The following is a 19941-nucleotide window of genomic DNA, read 5'->3' as shown; positions in this document are numbered from 1 at the left end:
AGGACGATGACATACACTTACTGTCTCGTCCTGAAAAGGGGTTTTGCTATGCGTTCCGCTTACTTACTGATCCTGAGCCTGCTTCTGGCAGGCTGTTCCGCCCTTCAGACAACGCCAGAAGCGCCGCCTGCCCCAACGCAGCAGGCACAGGAGATTTCACGGTCGCAGAGTGGCGGCTTACCGAAGCTGGGTAATATCACCGTGAATGTGCATGGCTCGCCGGATGACGCCCAGCGGGCGGTGGCCGCCCGGGCCAATCAGGCCGGAGCGGTTTACTATCAGATCGTGGCGCTGAGTGAAACGGTGATGCCTGGCTTGTGGTACGCCAGTGCGATTCTTTATGGTGCGTCACCGGCCACAGGCGCGGGCCAGTAAACGATCGGTCATTGCGGCTTCCAGCGGACGTGAACCGCGCGGGTCGAGCCACTGCTGGCACCAGGCATCGGCCAGCGGCGGCTCGGCATATTTCAGCAGCTGAGCGCCCGTCGCCAGCAGCAGCAGCGTGCGGGTGACCTCGCGCGCCTGCTCTTCAGGGATGCGGCTGAGTCTCAGCCGCAGCTGACGCCAGCGCGCATCAAAATGCCGGTTACTTCCTTTTACCGCCTCAAACTCCTGATTCAGCATCTCAGTCACCTCCGCCTGGCGGGCGAGCACGCGCAGGACGTCCAGACACATCACGTTGCCCGACCCCTCCCAGATACTGTTGACCGGCATGTCACGATAGAGACGCGGCAGCTCACTCGCTTCGCAGTAGCCAATCCCGCCCAGCACCTCCATCGACTCCGCTACAAACGGCGCGCCCGCTTTGCAGATCTGATACTTAGCGGCCGGGGTAAATAAGCGGGCAAAGGTGACCTCATGCGATTTCGCCGGCTGGGACCAGGCGCGCGCCAGGCGCATCAGCAGCGCAGTCTGTCCCTCCAGCTGCAGCGCCTGCTGAGCCAGCACCTGACGCATCAGCGGCAGATCCACCAGATTTTTCCCCTGCACCTGACGCTGGTGAGCATGCCAGAGTGCCACCGAGAAGGCCCGCCGCATCTGCCCGTGACTGCCGAGTGAGCAGTCGAAGCGCGTCATCCCGGCCATCTTCAGGATCAGCCGCACCCCTTCACCCTCTTCTCCCAGCAGCCAGCCCGTCGCCTCGCGAAACTCCACTTCGCAACTGGCGTTCGAGCGATTGCCCAGCTTCTCTTTGAGCCGTTCAAGCTGAATGGCGTTGCGGGTGCCGTCGGGCAGCAGTCGCGGCAGGAAGAAGCAGCTTAATCCGGCGGGCGTCTGCGCCAGCACCAGATGCGCATCACTCTGCGGCACGGAGAAAAACCATTTATGGCCAGTCAGCCGCCAGGCTTCGCCGGGGCCGCGCGCCTCAAGCGGTTCTGCAAAGGTGGTGCTGGTAAGCAGATCGCTGCCCCCCTGCTTCTCTGTCATTCCCATGCCGATCAGCAGGCCGCGTTTCTGGTCGCCGGGCTGCGCATGGGTATCGTAGCGGTCGCTGAGCAGCGGATCGAGCCAGCCCTCAAATGCGGCGGGCAGCCAGGTCTGCAGCAGCGGAATGGCAGCGTGTGTCATGGTCATCGGGCAGAGCGTGCCCGCTTCAACCTGTGCATGCAGGATAAAGCGCGCGGCGCGCGCCACGCTCGCCTGTTCCCGAACCGCAGGCTGCCAGCTGAGGTTGTGCAGGCGGCTGGCGCAGACGCCCTGCATCAGCAGGTGCCAGGCGGGGTGAAAACGGACCTCATCCAGCCGCACGCCACGGGCGTCATAGCGCTGCAGCTCAGGGGGTTCAGTATTGGCAAGCCGGCCAAGCTCCAGCGACTCGGCCCCGCCGAGCTGTGAGCCAACGGAGGTCAGCCATTCCCGATCCCATCCGGCCCCCTCACGGGAAAGGGCTTCGCTGAGCGGCGTATCGGAAAGAAACAGATTACTGTTGCTGAGAGGATGGGGCTGATTAAAAACGGTGTGTGTTGTCCAGGTCATAACCACTCCTCGCGGATGTCACTCCGTAAGTATGCGAAGGACGCGGGGTTATGCCTGGTACAGAAACTAATTTGTGGCGAGGATCACATCGGGGATCAGGCGTTGCGCTGGCGCACCGCTTCAAACAGGCAGACGCCGGTGGCCACCGAGACGTTGAGCGACGAAACGCTGCCGGCCATCGGAATGCTGATCAGCTCATCGCAATGTTCACGGGTCAGGCGACGCATGCCCTCACCCTCTGCGCCCATCACCAGCGCCATCGGGCCAGTCATTTTGCTCTGGAAGACGGTATGGTCAGCTTCACCTGCGGTGCCGACAACCCAGATGTTGTACTCCTGCAGCAGACGCAGCGTACGCGCCAGGTTGGTGACGCGGATCAACGGCACATTTTCCGCCGCGCCGCTGGCCACTTTTTTGGCGGTGGCGTTCAGAGGGGCAGAACGATCTTTCGGCACGATAATCGCGTGCACACCGGCCGCATCCGCGCTGCGCAGACAGGCGCCCAGATTGTGCGGGTCGGTGACGCCATCCAGCACCAGCAGGAACGGTTTGTCCAGGCTCTGCAGCAGATCCGGCAGATCGCCCTCCTGATACTGACGGCCGGGTTTTACCCGTGCCACAATGCCCTGATGCACCCCGCCTTCGACCTGACTGTCGAGCCATTTACGCTCCGCCAGCTGAATGACGATCCCCTGAGCTTCCAGCGCGGCGACCACGGGTTGCAGGCGACGATCGTCGCGGCCTTTGAGGATAAAGACTTCCTGAAAACGTTGTGGAGCACGTTCCAGCAGCGCCTGCACGGCATGGATACCAAAAATAATTTCGCTCATCAATCTGCTCAGTGGTTGGAAATGAAAAGAATGACCGCCCTTTCTCCGGAGAGAAAAGGCGGTGACGCGCCTCAGTCAGACTCGGTCTTTCTTCTGGCGCGCTTCGCCTTTGTGGCGGCGGCGATTTTACGGGTTTTTTCCGAGACGTTTTTACTTTTTTTCTCGCTATTTGCCCCGGCAGATTTGCCTTTGCCTCCCCGGAAGGCGGCGTCCGGCTCGAAGTTAGACTTACGGCTCGCATCGCGACGGCGCTTCGCTGGCGCTTTATCGTCGCGTTTTGCGCGGTCGCGCGCGGTTTTTCCTTCGCCACGCACCTGCCGCTGACTGGAGATCAGGGCAAAGTCGATTTTACGCTCGTCCATATGCACGGCTTCTACCCGCACTTCCACGGTGTCACCCAGGCGATAGGTGCGCCCGCCCGATTCACCAATCAGACGCTGACCCACCGGGTCAAAACGGTAGTAGTCATTGTCGAGTGAGGAGACATGCACCAGACCATCAATAAAGAGATCGTTTAAGCGCACAAAGAAGCCAAATCCGGTGACGCTGGAGATGACGCCGTTGAACACGTTACCGACCTGATCCTGCATAAAGTCACACTTGAGCCAGTCCGCCACGTCGCGCGTCGCTTCATCTGCGCGGCGCTCGGTCAGGGAGCAATGCAGGCCCAGTTGCAGCATCTGCGGCATGTCATAGTGATAGCCACCGGTCGCGGTCGTCAGATCTTTGGCGACGCTGCGATCTTTCGGCATCAGGTACTTAATGGCGCGCTGAACCAGCCCTTTGCCTTCATCCTGCTCTTTTGCCAGCAGATATTTGATGGCGCGGTGCAGCGTCAGATCCGGGTAGCGACGGATCGGCGAGGTAAAGTGAGCATAGGAGGAGAGGGCCAGACCGAAGTGGCCGCGGTTCTCCGGATCGTACACCGCCTGCTTCATGGAACGCAGCAGCATGGTCTGCAGCATTTCCGCATCCGGACGATCGGCCACCTGCTTCAGCAGCGCCGCATAGTCAACAGGCTGCGGTTTGTTGCCGCCTGGCAGGCTCAGTCCCAGCTCATTGAGCACGGTACGGAAGCTCTTGATGCTCTCATCGGTCGGACGATCGTGGTCGCGGAACAGCGCCGGTTCCTGATTTTTCTCCACAAAGCGTGCCGAGGCGATGTTCGCCAGGATCATGCACTCTTCGATCAGCTTGTGGGCGTCATTACGGGAGACGCGTTCCACCCGCTCAATACGGCGCTCGGCGTTGAAAATAAACTTCGCCTCTTCCGTCTCAAACGAGATACCGCCGCGCTCTTCGCGGGCAGCATCCAGCGCCTGATAGAGGTTATGTAGCTCTTCAAGATCTTTAACCAGCGGCGCGTACTGCTGACGCAGCTCTTTGTCGCCCTGCAGGATATTCCAGACCTTGTTATAGGTCAGACGCGCATGGGAGTTCATCACCGCTTCATAATGTTTGAAGCCGGTCAGTTTACCCTTGGTCGAAATGGTCATCTCGCACACCATACACAGGCGATCCACCTGCGGGTTAAGCGAACAGAGGCCATTCGACAGCACTTCCGGCAGCATCGGCACCACCTGTGACGGGAAGTAGACCGAGGTGCCGCGCTGATGCGCCTCATCATCCAGTGGCGTGCCCGGACGAACGTAGTAGCTCACATCGGCAATCGCTACCCACAGACGCCAGCCACCCCCGCGCTTTTTCTCACAGTAGACGGCATCATCGAAGTCACGGGCATCTTCACCATCAATGGTGACCAGCGGCAGTTTGCGCAGATCGACGCGACCTTTTTTCGCCTCTTCCGGCACCTCTTCTTTCAGCTGGCTGATCTGGGCTTCTACCTGCGGCGGCCAGGTGTGCGGAATTTCATGGGTGCGCAGCGCCATGTCCACGGCCAGGCTGGTGCCCATATCTTCGCCGAGGATTTCAATCACTTTACCGATCGCTTTGCTGCGACGGTTCGGGCGCTGCACCAGCTCCACCACCACCACGGAACCCATACGGGCCTGCATCGTCTCTTCTGGCGGGATGAGAATATCGAAACTCAGGCGACTGTCATCCGGCACCACGAAGCCGGCACCGGCATCGGTAAAGTAGCGGCCAACGATCTGATTATTGCGGGGTTCCTGCACCCGGACCACGCGCGCTTCGCGACGGCCTTTGCGATCGGCACCCAGTGGCTGCGCCAGGATCACGTCACCGTGCATGCAGAATTTCATCTGTTCAGCGGAAAGATAGAGGTCATCTTTCTGACCTTCCGCCCGCAGGAAGCCGTAGCCATCACGATGGCCGATAACTTTACCGCGCAGGAGATCGAGGCGTTCTGGCAGGGCATAACACTGACGGCGGGTGAAGACCAGCTGACCATCACGCTCCATGGCGCGAAGGCGGCGACGCAGCGCCTCAAGCTGCTCTTCATCGTGCAGATTCATCTCTTCAGCCAGCTCTTCACGGCTGGCCGGTTTTTCACGTTTTTCTAATAAAGCCAGGATAAATTCACGGCTTGGAATAGGGTTTTCGTATTTTTCAGCTTCTCTATCCTGAAAAGGATCTTTTGACATAACGGTTCCTCCGATGTCATTTAATATTTATATCCGCCGGCGATTTGGACAGTATGATTTCATAAAGTGGCGTATTGCCTTCGACCAAATCGGCCAGCGTATAGTTATCCAGCTCCTGCAAAAATCGCTGTACTGCATCATGCAGCGCCTGTTTAAGACGGCAGGCGGGCGAAATGGAGCAGGAGGGACAATCGACTAATTGTAGCGGCTCCATCCTGCGGACCACTTCACCAATCACAATCTGACGCGGCGGCATACCCAGACGAATACCGCCATTTTTACCCCGTGTTGCAGCGACATAGCCCGCCCGGCTCAGCTGATTAATGATTTTGACCATATGGTTACGCGACAAACCGTACGTGTCGGTTACCGCAGTAATATTGGTCTGCTGGCCTTCGGGTAACGAGGCCAGATAAATCAGGGCCCGTAAGCCATAATCAGTAAAACTCGTGAGCTGCACAGTAACCTCAGTGAACCTTCAGGCGTGGCATGACATTGTTCGCCTTACAATGGGTGTCGGGATTAAATCGGATCGCCATTCGATTAACTACGATGATAAACCAGAGTGTGATTGGCCGTGCGTTTTTTTCAGTCAGCACCGGGTTTGACAAGCGAAGGGAAGATAAGTGGCATCAGAGAGTGGAAAAACAAGGGCCGGACAGCGTCCGGCCTCAATCATTATGCGTCGAACGGATCGCGCAGAATCATTGTTTCACTGCGATCGGGACCGGTTGAAATAATATCAATCGGCACACCCGTTACCTCTTCAACGCGCTTGATGTAATCACGCGCCGCCTGAGGTAAACCTTCCAGCGTCTTAACGCCAAACGTTGTCTCGCTCCAGCCTGGCAGCGTTTCGTAGATCGGCTCAATGCCTTCCCAGTTCTCTGCTGCCAGCGGCGTAGAGGTCACTTCGCGGCCATCCGGCATACGATAAGCGACACAGATTTTCACCTCTTTCAGGCCATCCAGCACGTCCAGCTTGGTCATGCAGAAACCTGACAGGGAGTTGATCTGAACTGCACGGCGAACGGCCACCGCATCCAGCCAGCCGGTACGACGACGACGTCCGGTGGTCGCACCAAACTCGTTGCCCTGTGCACACAGGAACTCACCGGTTTCATCGAACAGCTCGGTCGGGAACGGGCCTGCACCTACGCGGGTGGAGTACGCTTTCACAATACCCAGCACGTAGTCGACATAACGCGGGCCGATACCTGAACCGGTCGCCACGCCACCTGCGGTGGTGTTGGACGAGGTCACGTAAGGATAGGTCCCGTGGTCGATATCCAGCAGGGTACCCTGCGCGCCTTCAAACATGATCAGATCGCCACGCTTACGCGCGCTGTCCAGCAGTTCAGAGACGTCAACCACCATGCCAGTCAGGATGTCAGCGACTTCCATCACATCGCTCAGCACTTTGTCGAAATCGACGGCTGGCTCTTTGTAGTACTCCACCAGCTGGAAGTTGTAGAAATCGACCACTTCCTTCAGCTTGGCAGCAAAGGTTTCTTTGTTGAACAGGTCGCTGACGCGCAGTGCGCGACGCGCCACTTTATCTTCATAAGCCGGTCCGATGCCACGGCCGGTGGTACCAATCGCTTTGGCACCGCGCGCACGTTCACGCGCCATGTCCATCGCAACATGATATTGCAGGATCAGCGGACAGGCTTCAGAAATCAGCAGACGTTCACGTACCGGAATCCCGCGCGCTTCCAGACCTTTCATCTCCTTCATTAAGGCTTCAGGAGAGAGCACAACACCGTTACCAATGATGCTGGTCACGTTATCGCGCAGAATGCCAGAAGGGATCAGGTGGAGGACGGTTTTTTCACCGTTGATGACAAGCGTGTGGCCCGCATTGTGGCCGCCTTGATAACGCACAACGTAATTCGCGCGTTCAGTCAGAAGGTCTACAATCTTACCTTTACCTTCGTCACCCCATTGGGTGCCCAGTACGACGACGTTCTTACCCATTTCTCAAAATCACCGATTGCTTAAAAAAGGATTCTACCATCTGATCCCGCTGTTTTCAGCACTTTTAGCATACGATTGCGCGCTTTTTTGCCTGAGTTTTGATCACTACAACATGTTGGGGATTCTGGCGCAAAAAGGCACAATTTAGCCGGTTTCAGCCACGGTTTCAGACGTTGCCGTGCAGACTCAGCATGCAGTAAATGACCATGCCGGCCACCACCAGTCCGCCACCGAAACGGTGCAGCAGACGATCCGGTAAGCGGGTCATCGACAGGATCATGCGTCGCCAGAGGCGTGGCATAAACATCGGCCCCAACCCTTCGAGCACTAACACCAGCGCCAGTGCCATCCAGATGCTTGTTTTCATTCTGATACCCAAAAAAAAGGCCGACAACATTGTCGGCCTGTAGGTTATATCAGTTCTTAGCGTGTCGCGTTAGAGGGCGCCTTCATATATCGGAAGAAGTCGCTATCCGGGCTTAACACCATCACGTCCTGATTTTCGCTGAAGCTGTTTTCGTAAGCGCGCAGGCTACGAATAAAGGCGTAGAAGTCAGGATCTTTGCTGAACGCATCGGCAAACAACCGGGCCGTTTCCGCATCACCATCACCGCGGGTGATCAGCGCTTCACGCTGCGCTTCGGCCAGCGTACGCGTGACCTGATAGTCCGCCTGGGCGCGCAGTTTTTCCGCCTCTTCCTGACCCTGTGAACGCTGGCTGCGTGCAACCGCTTCACGCTCAGCGCGCATACGGTTGAAGATCGCATCAGACACTTCGGTCGGCAGGTTGATCTGCTTGATGCGCACATCAACGACCTGAATACCTAACGCGGCCATACTGTTCGGATTCGGAGCGGGCTCATTGCTGTTGGTTTCACGCTCAACACGGGCCGCTGCGCTGGCAATCGCGTCATCCGCCGCTGGCGTCGCCACTTCATCATCGCTGCCGACAGAACCGGTGTTCAGCGCGTCACGTACGTCCGTGGTCAGGCGACCGCGGGAATCCGTAACGATATCTTTCACATCCAGACGGCCCATTTCAGAACGCAGGCGGTCACTGAACTTACGTTTCAGCAGCACTTCCGCCTGAGAGACATCCCCGCCACCGGTGGCCAGGTAGTAACGACTGAAGTCGCTGATACGCCACTTGATGTAGGAGTCCACGATCAGATCTTTCTTCTCTTTGGTGACGAAGCGATCGGCCTGATTGTCCATGGTCTGGATACGTGCATCCAGCGTCTTAACCGTTTCCAGGAATGGGATCTTGAAATGCAGACCCGGCTCAAACACCTGCGGCTTGTTTTCGCCGTCGCGCAGGACTTTACCGAAGCGCAGCACGATGCCGCGCTCGCCTTCCTGCACCACAAACAGCGACGCATAGAGCGCCACCAGCACGACGATAATTAAAAATATTATTGGCTTACGCATCGATTACTCTCTCCCTTCGCGCTGGCTGTCGCTGCGCTGAGCATTCGCCCGGCGCTGATCCATGATGTTGTCCGGACTGTATGACGACGTGTCATTGCGGCTGGCATTGCGATCGGAGAGCGCAGGCAGTGACGAGCTGGTTCCGCCCTTCTGACCGTGCTGGCCGGATGCAGCCTGACCGCCACGCATCAGCTGGTCCAGCGGCAGCATCATCAGATTATTACCGCGATCGTTAACCAGAACTTTGCGGGTATGGCTCAGTACGCGCTCCATGGTCTCAATATAGAGACGCTCCTTGGTAATCTCTGGCGCCGCTTTATACTCCGGCAGAATCTTGGCGAAACGCGCCACTTCACCCTGCGCTTCCAGAACGGTTCGCTCTTTGTAAGCGCGCGCCTCTTCCAGAATACGTTGCGCCTGACCATTCGCACGAGGCTGAACTTCATTAGCGTAGGCTTCCGCTTCACGGACGTACTGCTCGCGGTTTTCACGCGCGGCGATAGCGTCATCAAACGCAGATTTCACCTCTTCTGGCGGACGGGCCGCCTGGAAGTTGACGTCCAGTACCGCGATGCCCATGTTGTACGGGCGAATCGTCTCGTCAATTTCACGCTGGGTATCGCTACGCACCACGGTACGGCCTTCGGTGAGGATGCGATCCATGGTAGAACGACCAATTACGCCACGCAGCGCGCTGTCTGTCGCCTGACGCAGGCTGTCGTCGGCGCTGGTGACCGCATAAAGATAGCGTTCCGGATCGGTCACGCGGTACTGCACGTTCATCTCTACGCGCACCACGTTTTCGTCGGAGGTCAGCATGACGCCAGACGCCGCCAGTTCACGCACCGACTCGACGTTGACCGCACGAACCTGATCGATGAAGGTCGGCTTCCAGTTCAGACCCGGTTCGACCAGGTGACTGAACTTACCGAAACGCGTGACCACGCCCCGTTCCGCTTCTTTGATGGTGTAGAAACCGCTTGCAGCCCAGATGACGACCGCCGCTACCGCGACGATGCCAGCCAGTTTGCCACCGCTGCCGGAGCCGCGCTGACCGTTATCGCTCTGTTTGCCACCGCCCAGTCCGCCAAGCTTCTTGCTCAGTTTACGGAAGATATCATCCAGATCAGGAGGCCCGGATTCCCGTCCTCCCTTATTCCCCCCAGAGTTGCCGCCTTGATTATTGCTGCTTCCCCACGGGTCGCGGTCCTGTCCGTTATTTCCGGGCTGATTCCACGCCATGTTCTACTCCATTTATTGTAATTACGGTTTTTACCCTTCATTTTTCGGATGCGACAATCGTCTAATGTTAAGGTAAATGCGTTTTGGCAATATCAAACAATGTAACTGGTCAGCGACGGTTCCTGCTTACATAAACGCATCCATTCAATAATGGGCATACGTATCTGCAATCCTACACTGCCGTCTTCTTCATTCCACTCTTTCTCAATCGCCTGCAACTGATAGAAGCGACTGCGAAGTCGCCCCGCTTCCGGTGGCAGACGTAATGCATGCTGAGCAATCTCCCCGGACAGCCGCTCAGAGAGCGCCTGCCAGAGCAACGGAAGGCCTGCACCGGTCTGGGCAGAGAGCCAGACACGAATCGGCAGATTCTCTTCGTTGCGATCGATACGCGGCTCAAATCCGTCGAGCATATCGATTTTATTCATCACCAGTAACGTCGGGATCTCATCCGCCTCAATCTCTTCGAGGACGGCATCGACGGCGGCCATGTTATCGGTGACGCGAAGATCGGCGCCATCAACCACGTGCAGCAGCAGCGTCGCCTGGCGTGTCTCCTGCAGCGTGGCTTTAAACGCGGCAACCAGGTCGTGAGGAAGATGGCGAATAAACCCGACCGTGTCCGCCAGCACGACTTCCCCGACATCAGCCACATTCAGACGGCGCAGCGTAGGGTCGAGCGTCGCAAACAGCTGGTCTGCGGCAAAGACGTTGGCCGAGGTCATGGCATTAAAGAGGGTCGATTTGCCGGCGTTGGTATACCCCACCAGCGAAACGGTCGGCACATCCGCTTTGGCACGTGACTGACGCCCCTGTTCGCGCTGCTTTTCAACCCGCTCAAGGCGAGACAGAATCTGGCTGATGCGTCCGCGTAACAGACGGCGGTCTGTTTCTAACTGGGTTTCACCCGGACCCCGCAAACCAATCCCGCCCTTCTGGCGTTCAAGGTGGGTCCAGCCGCGCACCAGACGTGTGGCGAGATGGCGAAGCTGTGCCAGCTCGACCTGCAATTTACCTTCGTGGGTGCGTGCCCGTTGGGCAAAGATATCCAGAATTAAACCGGTGCGATCAATGACCCGGCATTCGCACAGGCGCTCGAGGTTTCTTTCCTGAGCGGGCGTAAGGGCATGATCGAATAAGACGACCGATGCTCCTGTTGTTTTTACCGCATCGGCAATTTCAACGGCTTTTCCTTCACCGACAAAATACTTGGGGTGTGGCGCTTTACGGCTGCCAGTTACCACTTGCAGCGCCTCAACGCCAGCAGAAGAGACCAGGGTTTCGAACTCCTGCAGATCTTCTACTTCTTTGTCTTGGGAGAACCAGATGTGTACCAGTACGGCCTGCTCACCGGCATCATAACGGTCAAACAAGCTATAACCTCGCTAAAATAAAAGACCAGGACGGAAAACCTCTGTTCTCCGATCCTGGCTGTACGGCGACGCGTTACTCTGCGTTATCACCGTCTTGTTGTGGCTGTGGCTGCGCAGATGTGTTGCTGCCACCATGATGGTAATTGTTGCTGCCGCCACCGGTATTATTGCTATGGTGAGAAACCGGGCGTGAAGGAACAACGGTAGAAATGGCGTGTTTATAAACCATCTGACTTACCGTGTTTTTCAACAAAATGACGAACTGATCAAATGACTCAATCTGACCCTGCAGCTTAATACCGTTAACCAGATAAATCGAAACCGGAACACGTTCACGACGCAGTGCGTTCAAAAACGGGTCTTGTAATGATTGCCCCTTAGCCATTCTATCTTTTCCTTATATGCTTGTTGTTTGTTGCTCGTAGAACCTATGGTTCTGAAAAAAACTGCGTAAAAATTTGCGCACGATAACTCATCAATTGTACACAATCACCCATGCTTCGCACTAAGAACCTGTAACACCGTATCACGCGCCAGCCGGGGCTCGTCACTGTCAAGCCAGTGAACGTTTTCCCAGCCACGTAACCAGGTCATCTGTCTCTTAGCGAGCTGCCGGGTTGCGCAAATTCCCCGATAAACCATCTCGCTGTAATCGATTTCGCCTGATAAATAAGACCACATCTGACGATAGCCAACACAACGAATGGAAGGCATGTCCGTATGCAAATCACCTCGTGCAAACAGGGCCCGAGCCTCCGCTTCAAATCCTGACGCCAACATCTGCTCAAAACGTAACGCGATGCGCTGGTGCAACAGTTCACGGCTCGCGGGGGCGATGGCAAACTGATGCACGTCGTAGGGTAACGCTTCACCGGAGGTTTTTGTCAGTTCCGTTAAAGTTTTACCCGAAATAAAAAAAACTTCCAGTGCTCGCGAAAGTCTCTGCGGATCATTCGGATGAATACGACTACCAGCAACCGGGTCGATCTCACACAGCTGGCGGTGCAAAGCTTCCCAGCCTTTTTCACGCGCCGTTTGCTCTATCTGCTGACGAACGTCGGGATCGGCCGAGGGCAACGGCGACAATCCTTCAAGTAACGCCTTGAAGTAGAGCATGGTTCCACCAACAAGCAACGGAATTCGTCCAGCCTGAACGATATCCGCCATTTCTGCTAAAGCATCGCGCCGGAACTCCGCAGCCGAATAGGCTTCTGCGGGATCGCGGATGTCGAGCAGACGATGGGGGGCCACTGCTAACTCCTCAGCCGACGGTTTTGCCGTACCAATATCCATCTGACGATAGATTAAGGCAGAATCGACGCTGATTAGTTCCACCGGTAACTGCCTGCGCAGTTCAATGGCTAATGCGGTTTTACCCGATGCAGTGGGTCCCATCAAAAAAATCGCCTTTGGCCGGCCAGCCTGGTTCAGTTCACTCATGCTTCAACGCGTTAATCGCGCTCTCAATCTCTAAGGGCTGTAACAAGCCTGAAGGTGGCGATTTCAGTAGCTGTGGGCAAAGCCGTTCGAGCTCTGCCAGCAGGTTGATCGCCTGTGAGTGATTCCAGTCGGAGGACGCTGCATCCTGACGCCGTGCCAGCCACTGGGCCAGCTGCGTCGCAGAGTTCTCCTGCTGCCGGGCGAGATAGCCTAACAGTTCAGGAATCAAGATTTGTAAATTTTGTGTTCGTAACGGTAAAGGCACCGCACGCAGGGTCACGTGGTCACCGTCAGGCTGCAGTTCGATACCCATCTGACTGAGCAGACTGCTGTTTTCTTTGGCGGCCTGACACTCCTCCCGCGCCATTTTCAGGCGCACCGGAATCAGAAGGGGCTGCGGTTTAAGCCCCTCTTCGCCCGGTTCGAGCTGCGCCTGCTTCAGCCAGCGCGCCGCGACCGGCAGCGCCATCAGGAACAGTTTCTGGTCCTGTTCCAGCAGCGCATAGTGGTTCTGCAGGACGGTCAGCACCCGGCCAAAACTCTGCGCATGGGCCGCCAGCGGCGTGGCTTTCTCCGGCTGACGCCGCGCAGCCGGTTCGCGGGCTTCAGGCGCCGCCGCACTGGCGGCAGGCGTTTTCAGCAGCTGCTGATAAACCGCGCCTTCACGCTGACGATAGACGTTCTCTTTGTTTTGCCATGCGGGGGCTGGCTCACGGGCGGGCGCGGCCGGTCGGTTCTCACTGGCGGAGGTCGCAGGCTGGGCAAAATGGTTGCCCCCGGCGGCCTGACGATTCTCCGGCTGCCAGCGTGGGGCCGGTTCTTCTGCTTTCAGCGCGGGCAGCGCTGGTGCGGCAACCGCCTGAAGCGCGCTGACCACGCCCTGATAAATAAAGTCATGCACCAGACGTGACTGATGAAACCGTACTTCGTGTTTGGCCGGATGGACGTTGACATCCACCTGATGCGGATCGATCTCCAGATAGAGCACGTAAGCGGGTTGCTGCTCATCCTGCAGCTGGTCCTGAAAAGCCTGGCGGATAGCGTGGTTGATCAGCCTGTCACGCATCATGCGGCCATTGACGTAGCAATATTGCAGCTCGCTGACCTGACGCGACCCGGCCGGATCGGCGACCCAGCCGCGCAGCGAAAGATCGTCATGTTGCCAGTCGATGCGCAGCGCATGCTGCATAAAGGTGGTGCCGCAGATGGCGGCCAGCCGCCGTTCGCGCTGACTCTCCTCGCTGACGGCCCGATACTGACGCATCATTTTGCCGTTGTGGCTGAGCGAAAAGGCGACATCAAACCGCGCCAGCGCAATACGACGAATCACCTCGTCAATGTGACCAAATTCGGTTTTCTCGGTGCGCATGAATCTGCGCCGCGCGGGGGTGTTATAAAACAGGTCCAGCACTTCCAGCGTGGTGCCGCAGGGGTGCGCAGCCGGCTTGACCGTCACCGCCATCTCACGCCCTTCGGCATAAGCCTGCCAGGCTTCGGTCTGATCGGCAGTACGCGAGGTTAAGGTCAGGCGGGAGACCGAACTGATACTGGCCAGCGCTTCGCCCCGGAACCCCAGACTCATGATCGCCTCCAGGTCATCCAGCGAGGCAATTTTACTGGTAGCGTGCCGGGCGAGCGCCATCGAGAGTTCGCTTTTCACGATGCCGCAACCGTTGTCACGGATGCGGATAAGCTTTGCGCCCCCTTTTTCAATATCAACGTCAATGCGCGTTGCGCCAGCATCAAGGCTGTTTTCCACCAGCTCTTTTACAACCGATGCAGGACGCTCAACCACTTCCCCCGCCGCAATCTGGTTTGCCAGCTGAGGCGGTAAAATTTGTATCGGCATGGTGGATATCCTTTTGGCTGACAGCCCGGCGCGTGGCCGGGCGAACAATCAGGATGCAGGGATTTTCAGGTTCTGCCCCAACATTACGTTGGTCGACTTCAGATTGTTGGTCTGCATTATCGCTTTCGGACTGACGCCATAGTGTGCGGCGATACCGGTCAGGGAATCCCCGACGACCACTTTGTGCCGCACAACACCCCGGGCGCGGGTCGTGCGGCTGGCCGTGGCAGTGGCGGGCACCTTCAGCCGCTGTCCGACCCAGACCACATCCCGCTTCAGCGTATTCAGCTCACGCAGCGTCGTCATGCTGACGCCATACTTCGCGGCAATACCGGAAAGCGTCTCACCGCGCGTCACCGTATGACGCTGCGTTGCCCCCGTATATTGCGTCACCCCGGTCGCCGGGTTGCTGGCGACGCTAACCGCCGGCGACGAGCCCAGCGGCCGGTTTTCCTCCTTTGGGATGGATTGCAGCGGGTGCGCCAGGAAATAAGTGCGCAGACCTTTGTAGATCGACTGCGCAATCTTATCCTGGTGTGCGCTACTGCCAAGCAGTCGCTCCTCCGAGGAATTACTGATGAAGCCGGTTTCCACCAGCAGAGAAGGAATGTCAGGTGAACGCAGCACGCCCAGGCTGGCATGTTCAGGCAGCCGTTTATGCAGCGAGGTGACGCCGCGCAGCTGCTGCAACACTTTCTGCGCGATGTCATATCCGACGCGCTGCGAGTGACCAAACTGCAGGTCCAGCACCGCCTGGCTGAGGTAGGGATCCGCCTGGCTGTTAGCCAGCAGGTCGCCTGCGCCGCCCAGCAGCTCAGACTGTTTCTCTTTCTGCTCCAGCCAGTTAGCCATCTCGTTATTGGCACGGCGGTTGGATAAGACCCAGACCGATGCACCGGTAGCTGCATGGCTCGGCGCTGCATCCGCATGGATTGACACCAGCACGTTCGCATTGGCTTTACGCGCCACGTCAGAACGGCCCATCACTGAGATAAAATAGTCGCCATCGCGGGTCAGAACGCCTTTAAACATCGGATCGTTGTTCAGCAGCACCCGCAGTTTACGTGCAATCGCGATAGTGACGTTCTTCTCCTGCAGCCCGCGCTGTCCGATGGCGCCCGGGTCCTGACCGCCATGCCCGGCGTCAATCGCCACAATCACCGTGTCATTGTGGCTGACCGTCGCGCCAGGGCGTACCGTACTGGCAGAACTGCTCACTGAGGTAACCGGATTGGCGTTAAACGGATTGGCAGCGGCACTCTGGACAGGCGCTCGCGACGGGGCCGTCACCGGAGCGGGTGCGCTGCGCGTCACCGCCGGCGCTTTACCGGTAATCGTGAAGACCACGCTGTAGCTGTTGCCATTGCGCTGGGTAACCGCACGGGTTTTCCCCGCCTGCGTCAGCTCAAACACCAGCCGCACGCTCTGTTTATCTTTCGGGGTACTGGTCCGAATCCGCTTTACGATATTTTCCCCGCTGAAGTTCAGCGGCAGTCCCTGAACCACGCCGCTCTGGCGCACATCAAGCACCACACGATCGGGATTGCGCAGCGGGAAGAAGCCGTAAACAGGCTGTCCGGCAAAGTTCAGGGTAATGGTGGCCTGGCTGTCGCCGTTAGCCACTTTAATATCGGACAACGTGGCGGCAAACAGCGGCGTACAGACCAGCAGCAGCAGTGTCACCAGCGCGATTTTCATCCGTGACATCATGCCTGATCCCTGCCCTGATCAACGTGTTCAATCCATTGCTGCCCGGCTGCCGATTGTGCCGTCAGCTCCGCTTCCCGCGCCTCACCCACATAGCGCAGCGTCAGTGTGACATCGGGCGACGGCAGAAAACCAGCGCCCTGCTGCGGCCATTCGACCAGACAGATTGCCTCGCCGCTGAAATAGTCGCGGATCCCCATGAACTCCAGCTCTTCGGGATCGGCCAGGCGGTAGAGGTCAAAATGATAAAGGGTGCGATCACCCAGCGCATAAGGCTCCACCAGCGTGTAAGTGGGGCTTTTAACGTTGCCCTGATGGCCGAGCGCCTGAAGAAAGCCGCGGCTGAAGGTGGTTTTACCCGCCCCCAGATCGCCATAGAGATAAATCACTGCCGCGCTGCCACAGGCGCGCGCCAGCTGAGCGCCCAAACTGAGCGTAGCCGCCTCATCGGGCAAAGAGATAACACAGGTCTTCATGCTTCTTTATTCATCTCAGGATTAACAAACTGCCACAGTAGATCCAGTAAATCTGTTGCCAGCATACCGCGCGTGCCGCGTTGTGCCGCCACCGCATCGGCTGCGGCACCATGCGCCACACAGCCAGCGCAGGCCGCCCCGAACAGCGGCAGTTGCTGACCCATCAGCGAGGCGATGATGCCACTCAACAGGTCGCCCATACCGCCGGAGGCCATACCGGCATTGCCCACATCAGCAAAGGCCATTTCGCCCTGCTCGCTGGCAATAATCGTACCGGCACCTTTCAGTACCACTACGCCACCATATTGCTGCGCCAGTCTCTGCGCTGCATGTAAGCGGTCACTCTCAATTTCACTGGTCTCGATATTCAGCAAACGTGCCGCTTCGCCAGGATGCGGCGTAATGATGCGATTCTGACGTTTCTCCGCACTGATTGCCAGCAGGTTAAGTGCATCTGCGTCCCAAAGCATCGGCTTTTCACTGCCTGCCACTGCTTTCAGCGCCTGCTTACCCCACTCGCGCTGTCCTAAACCAGGCCCGACCGCGATGACATCGGCCCACTCCAGCGCCTCTTTCAGACGTTCATCGGTCAGTTCATCGACCATCACTTCGGGGCGGGCTGTCAGGATCGGGATAATGTTATCTTTGTGAGTGAGTACTCGCACCAATCCACTGCCGGTGCGCAACGCGGCCTCAGCCGTCATGCGCACTGCCCCGGCCGTTCCGGCATCGCCTCCGACGACCAGCAGACGGCCATGGTTGCCTTTATGCGAGGTGGGTTTGCGCGGCTTGAGCCAGCGGGTCAGTGCGCTGGCATCATAACGCGCCATCGGCGCGGTTTCTCCCGCGAGAAACGTCGCCAGGCCAAGGTCGGCATAATAGAGCGCGCCGATAACGTCGCGGGCTTTGCCGGTAAGCTGGCCTGGCTTCAGCGCCACGACGCTCAGGGTATGCGTGGCGTTAATCACCTCACCGGGCGTCGTGCCGTTTCGCGCGGATAAGCCGGACGGCATGTCGATGGCGAGGATCGGTGCCGCGTGGGCGTTTGCCTGCTGAATCAGCGTGGCATAGGGTTCCGCAGGCGCGCGCTGTGTGCCGGTGCCCAGCAGCGCATCGACAATCACATCCACCTGCTCTGGCCATGCCGCACCAGCCGCATGGATCTCGCCGCCCGCATCCAGCCAGGCGTCCCGGGCGCGCTGCGCCTCTTCCGGTAACGCTTTTTCACTGTCATACGCCAGCAGCGTGATGGTTTTACCCGCCGCCTGCCCCATGCGGGCCAGCACATAGCCATCCCCGCCATTGTTACCGTGGCCGCACAAAATCAGCCAGTGGCGGGCGTCAGGCCAGTGCCGGTTCAGATGCTCATAGGCGGCCTGCCCGGCGCGCAGCATCAGTTCATAGAGGGTAATGCCAAGGGCATCGGCTCCCTGCTGCTCAAGCTGCGCCACCGCCTGCGCAGGCCAGACAGAATATGGTAAACTGCGGTCGTTTCTCTTCGAATGCTGGTCACTCATGTCATACCCTCTCGATCTTCATCAGTTCGCACAACAGATTAAACAGTGGGGATTAGATCTCGGCTTTCAGCAGGTCGGCATCACCGATACCGATCTCAGTGCGGAAGAGCCGCGCCTGCAGGCGTGGCTGGAGAAGCAGTATCATGGCGAGATGGAGTGGATGGCGCGACATGGCATGATGCGGGCGCGTCCGCATGAACTGCTTCCCGGCACGCTGCGCGTCATCAGCGTTCGCATGAACTACCTTCCGGCCAAAGCCGCCTTTGCCAGCACGCTGAAAAATCCCCGACTGGGCTATGTCAGCCGTTATGCATTAGGCCGCGATTACCACAAAGTATTGCGCAATCGCCTGAAAAAGCTCGGAGAAATGATCCAGCAGCATTGCAGCAAGCTTAACTTCCGGCCCTTTGTGGACTCGGCCCCGCTGCTTGAGCGACCGCTGGCAGCTAAAGCAGGACTGGGCTGGACCGGCAAACATTCGCTGATTCTGAATCGTGAAGCTGGCTCGTGGTTTTTCCTCGGCGAGCTGCTGATCGATATCCCCCTGCCGATTGATACGCCGCAGCAGGAGCAGTGTGGCCGCTGTGTCGCCTGCATGACCATCTGCCCGACCAGCGCTATCGTTGAGCCTTACGTCGTGGATGCCCGGCGCTGTATTTCCTATCTTACTATCGAGCTGGAAGGGGCGATCCCGGAAGCGTTTCGCCCGCTGATGGGCAACCGGATTTATGGCTGTGATGACTGCCAGTTGATCTGTCCGTGGAATCGTTACGGGCAACTCAGCGATGAAAGTGACTTCTCTCCCCGCGCGGCCCTGCATGCACCGGAGCTTATCGATCTGTTTCAGTGGGATGAGGCGAAGTTTTTGCGTATCACCGAAGGCTCGGCGATTCGACGGATTGGTCATTTGCGCTGGCTGCGTAATATTGCGGTGGCGCTGGGTAATGCGCCCTGGTCAGCGGATATTGTGCCAGTACTGGAACAGCGGCTCGGAGAGAGTGAACTGCTGGATGAACATATTCTGTGGGCGGTCGCCTGTCAGCAGCAGAAACGCCAGCAACTCGTCGTGGACGTACAGCCTGCTCAGCAGAAACGTCTGGTGCGTGCCATTGAAAAAGGTTTACCCCGTGATGCGTGATTAACCAGCCAGCCGGCAGTTTATCGTTTTCCACACGCTGTGAATAAAAATAAAAAGCTGTTGTCATTCAACTGCAATAACGGGCGTTTCACGCTGGAATAACAAATTGAAATATCCTCATAATCATAAATATCAACAACTTAAGAAAAAGTTGTGTTTATTTAATAATGAGTCTACCGCTTCGTTTTAACGATAAAGCTGTGGATAACTCTGTTCAGAAACATTTTACAGATCGCCGTAAAAGGCGCAGACGATGGGGTGCCGTGCTGTGGATAACCTTAGGCTGACAATCAAAATCAGACGACGCTAAACCGTCGGATAACTGATCACAATGAGGTTGATGTTAAATCTGGAGCGGGAAACGAGACTCGAACTCGCGACCCCGACCTTGGCAAGGTCGTGCTCTACCAACTGAGCTATTCC

At 57.6% G+C, this 19941-nt stretch carries 17 protein-coding genes; 2 read left to right on the top strand and 15 right to left on the bottom strand.

Going from position 1 to position 19941, the window contains the following annotated elements; translation table 11 throughout:
- Nucleotides 1–48: 48 nt before the first annotated feature.
- Entirely contained in the window at nucleotides 49–375 is a 327-nt protein-coding gene (gene bsmA, locus HFD92_RS17940) for a biofilm peroxide resistance protein BsmA (RefSeq protein ID WP_009087458.1), read from the top strand.
- On the opposite strand, the gene HFD92_RS17935 is transcribed toward bsmA, so the two are convergent.
- The 15 genes from HFD92_RS17935 to nnr all read right to left on the bottom strand — a co-directional run bounded on the left by HFD92_RS17935 (nucleotide 349) and on the right by nnr (nucleotide 18380).
- Nucleotides 349–1977, bottom strand: coding sequence for an isovaleryl-CoA dehydrogenase (locus tag HFD92_RS17935; RefSeq protein ID WP_167429416.1), 1629 nt, complete (start codon nucleotides 1975–1977; stop codon nucleotides 349–351). The two genes, bsmA and HFD92_RS17935, sit on opposite strands and share 27 nt — an antisense overlap.
- 95 nt (nucleotides 1978–2072) lie before the next feature.
- The gene (gene rlmB / locus HFD92_RS17930) at nucleotides 2073–2807 is read right to left on the bottom strand and encodes a 23S rRNA (guanosine(2251)-2'-O)-methyltransferase RlmB (RefSeq protein WP_009087460.1); all 735 of its coding nucleotides are present in this window, start codon (nucleotides 2805–2807) and stop codon (nucleotides 2073–2075) included.
- A 71-nt stretch (nucleotides 2808–2878) separates the two neighbouring features.
- Nucleotides 2879–5371, bottom strand: coding sequence for a ribonuclease R (rnr, locus tag HFD92_RS17925; RefSeq protein WP_046102608.1), 2493 nt, complete (start codon nucleotides 5369–5371; stop codon nucleotides 2879–2881).
- Nucleotides 5372–5387: 16 nt separating this feature from the next.
- Nucleotides 5388–5831, bottom strand: a complete 444-nt coding sequence (nsrR, locus tag HFD92_RS17920; protein ID WP_046102609.1) for a nitric oxide-sensing transcriptional repressor NsrR — start codon at nucleotides 5829–5831, stop codon at nucleotides 5388–5390.
- Between the two features lie 218 nt (nucleotides 5832–6049).
- Entirely contained in the window at nucleotides 6050–7348 is a 1299-nt protein-coding gene (locus HFD92_RS17915; RefSeq protein ID WP_009087463.1) for an adenylosuccinate synthase, read from the bottom strand.
- Between the two features lie 166 nt (nucleotides 7349–7514).
- A complete protein-coding gene (locus tag HFD92_RS17910; RefSeq protein ID WP_009087464.1) occupies nucleotides 7515–7715 on the bottom strand; it encodes a DUF2065 domain-containing protein in 201 nt (66 codons plus the stop codon).
- Nucleotides 7716–7771: 56 nt separating this feature from the next.
- Nucleotides 7772–8776, bottom strand: a complete 1005-nt coding sequence (gene hflC, locus HFD92_RS17905) for a protease modulator HflC (protein ID WP_009087465.1) — start codon at nucleotides 8774–8776, stop codon at nucleotides 7772–7774.
- Nucleotides 8777–8779: 3 nt separating this feature from the next.
- Nucleotides 8780–10018 (bottom strand): FtsH protease activity modulator HflK, encoded by a 1239-nt coding sequence (hflK, locus tag HFD92_RS17900; protein WP_009087466.1) that lies wholly within the window; start codon nucleotides 10016–10018, stop codon nucleotides 8780–8782.
- 92 nt (nucleotides 10019–10110) lie between these two features.
- Complete coding sequence (gene hflX, locus HFD92_RS17895; RefSeq protein ID WP_046102611.1) at nucleotides 10111–11391, bottom strand: ribosome rescue GTPase HflX; 1281 nt, start codon at nucleotides 11389–11391, stop codon at nucleotides 10111–10113.
- Between the two features lie 73 nt (nucleotides 11392–11464).
- Nucleotides 11465–11776, bottom strand: coding sequence for an RNA chaperone Hfq (hfq, locus tag HFD92_RS17890; protein WP_009087468.1), 312 nt, complete (start codon nucleotides 11774–11776; stop codon nucleotides 11465–11467).
- Between the two features lie 104 nt (nucleotides 11777–11880).
- Nucleotides 11881–12831 carry a tRNA (adenosine(37)-N6)-dimethylallyltransferase MiaA gene (miaA, locus tag HFD92_RS17885; protein WP_046102612.1) on the bottom strand — a complete coding sequence of 317 codons (951 nt, stop codon included), beginning with the start codon at nucleotides 12829–12831 and terminating at the stop codon, nucleotides 11881–11883.
- Nucleotides 12824–14680 carry a DNA mismatch repair endonuclease MutL gene (gene mutL, locus HFD92_RS17880; protein WP_167429415.1) on the bottom strand — a complete coding sequence of 619 codons (1857 nt, stop codon included), beginning with the start codon at nucleotides 14678–14680 and terminating at the stop codon, nucleotides 12824–12826. The genes miaA and mutL overlap by 8 nt, the downstream gene beginning before the upstream one ends.
- 48 nt (nucleotides 14681–14728) lie before the next feature.
- Complete coding sequence (amiB, locus tag HFD92_RS17875; RefSeq protein ID WP_167429414.1) at nucleotides 14729–16390, bottom strand: N-acetylmuramoyl-L-alanine amidase AmiB; 1662 nt, start codon at nucleotides 16388–16390, stop codon at nucleotides 14729–14731.
- Entirely contained in the window at nucleotides 16387–16863 is a 477-nt protein-coding gene (gene tsaE / locus HFD92_RS17870) for a tRNA (adenosine(37)-N6)-threonylcarbamoyltransferase complex ATPase subunit type 1 TsaE (RefSeq protein ID WP_009087471.1), read from the bottom strand. The genes amiB and tsaE overlap by 4 nt, the downstream gene beginning before the upstream one ends.
- On the bottom strand, nucleotides 16860–18380 hold the full coding sequence (gene nnr / locus HFD92_RS17865; protein WP_167429413.1) for a bifunctional ADP-dependent NAD(P)H-hydrate dehydratase/NAD(P)H-hydrate epimerase: 1521 nt from the start codon (nucleotides 18378–18380) through the stop codon (nucleotides 16860–16862). The genes tsaE and nnr overlap by 4 nt, the downstream gene beginning before the upstream one ends.
- Between nnr and queG the strand changes: the two genes are divergently transcribed.
- A complete protein-coding gene (gene queG / locus HFD92_RS17860; protein WP_167429412.1) occupies nucleotides 18379–19518 on the top strand; it encodes a tRNA epoxyqueuosine(34) reductase QueG in 1140 nt (379 codons plus the stop codon). The genes nnr and queG overlap by 2 nt on opposite strands.
- Nucleotides 19519–19941 lie beyond the last annotated feature (423 nt).

It is taken from the genome of Pantoea sp. EKM101V (assembly GCF_011800325.1).
In the GTDB taxonomy this organism is placed as follows: Bacteria; Pseudomonadota; Gammaproteobacteria; order Enterobacterales; family Enterobacteriaceae; genus Pantoea; species Pantoea anthophila.
This window is presented reverse-complemented; position numbering and strand designations above follow the sequence as displayed.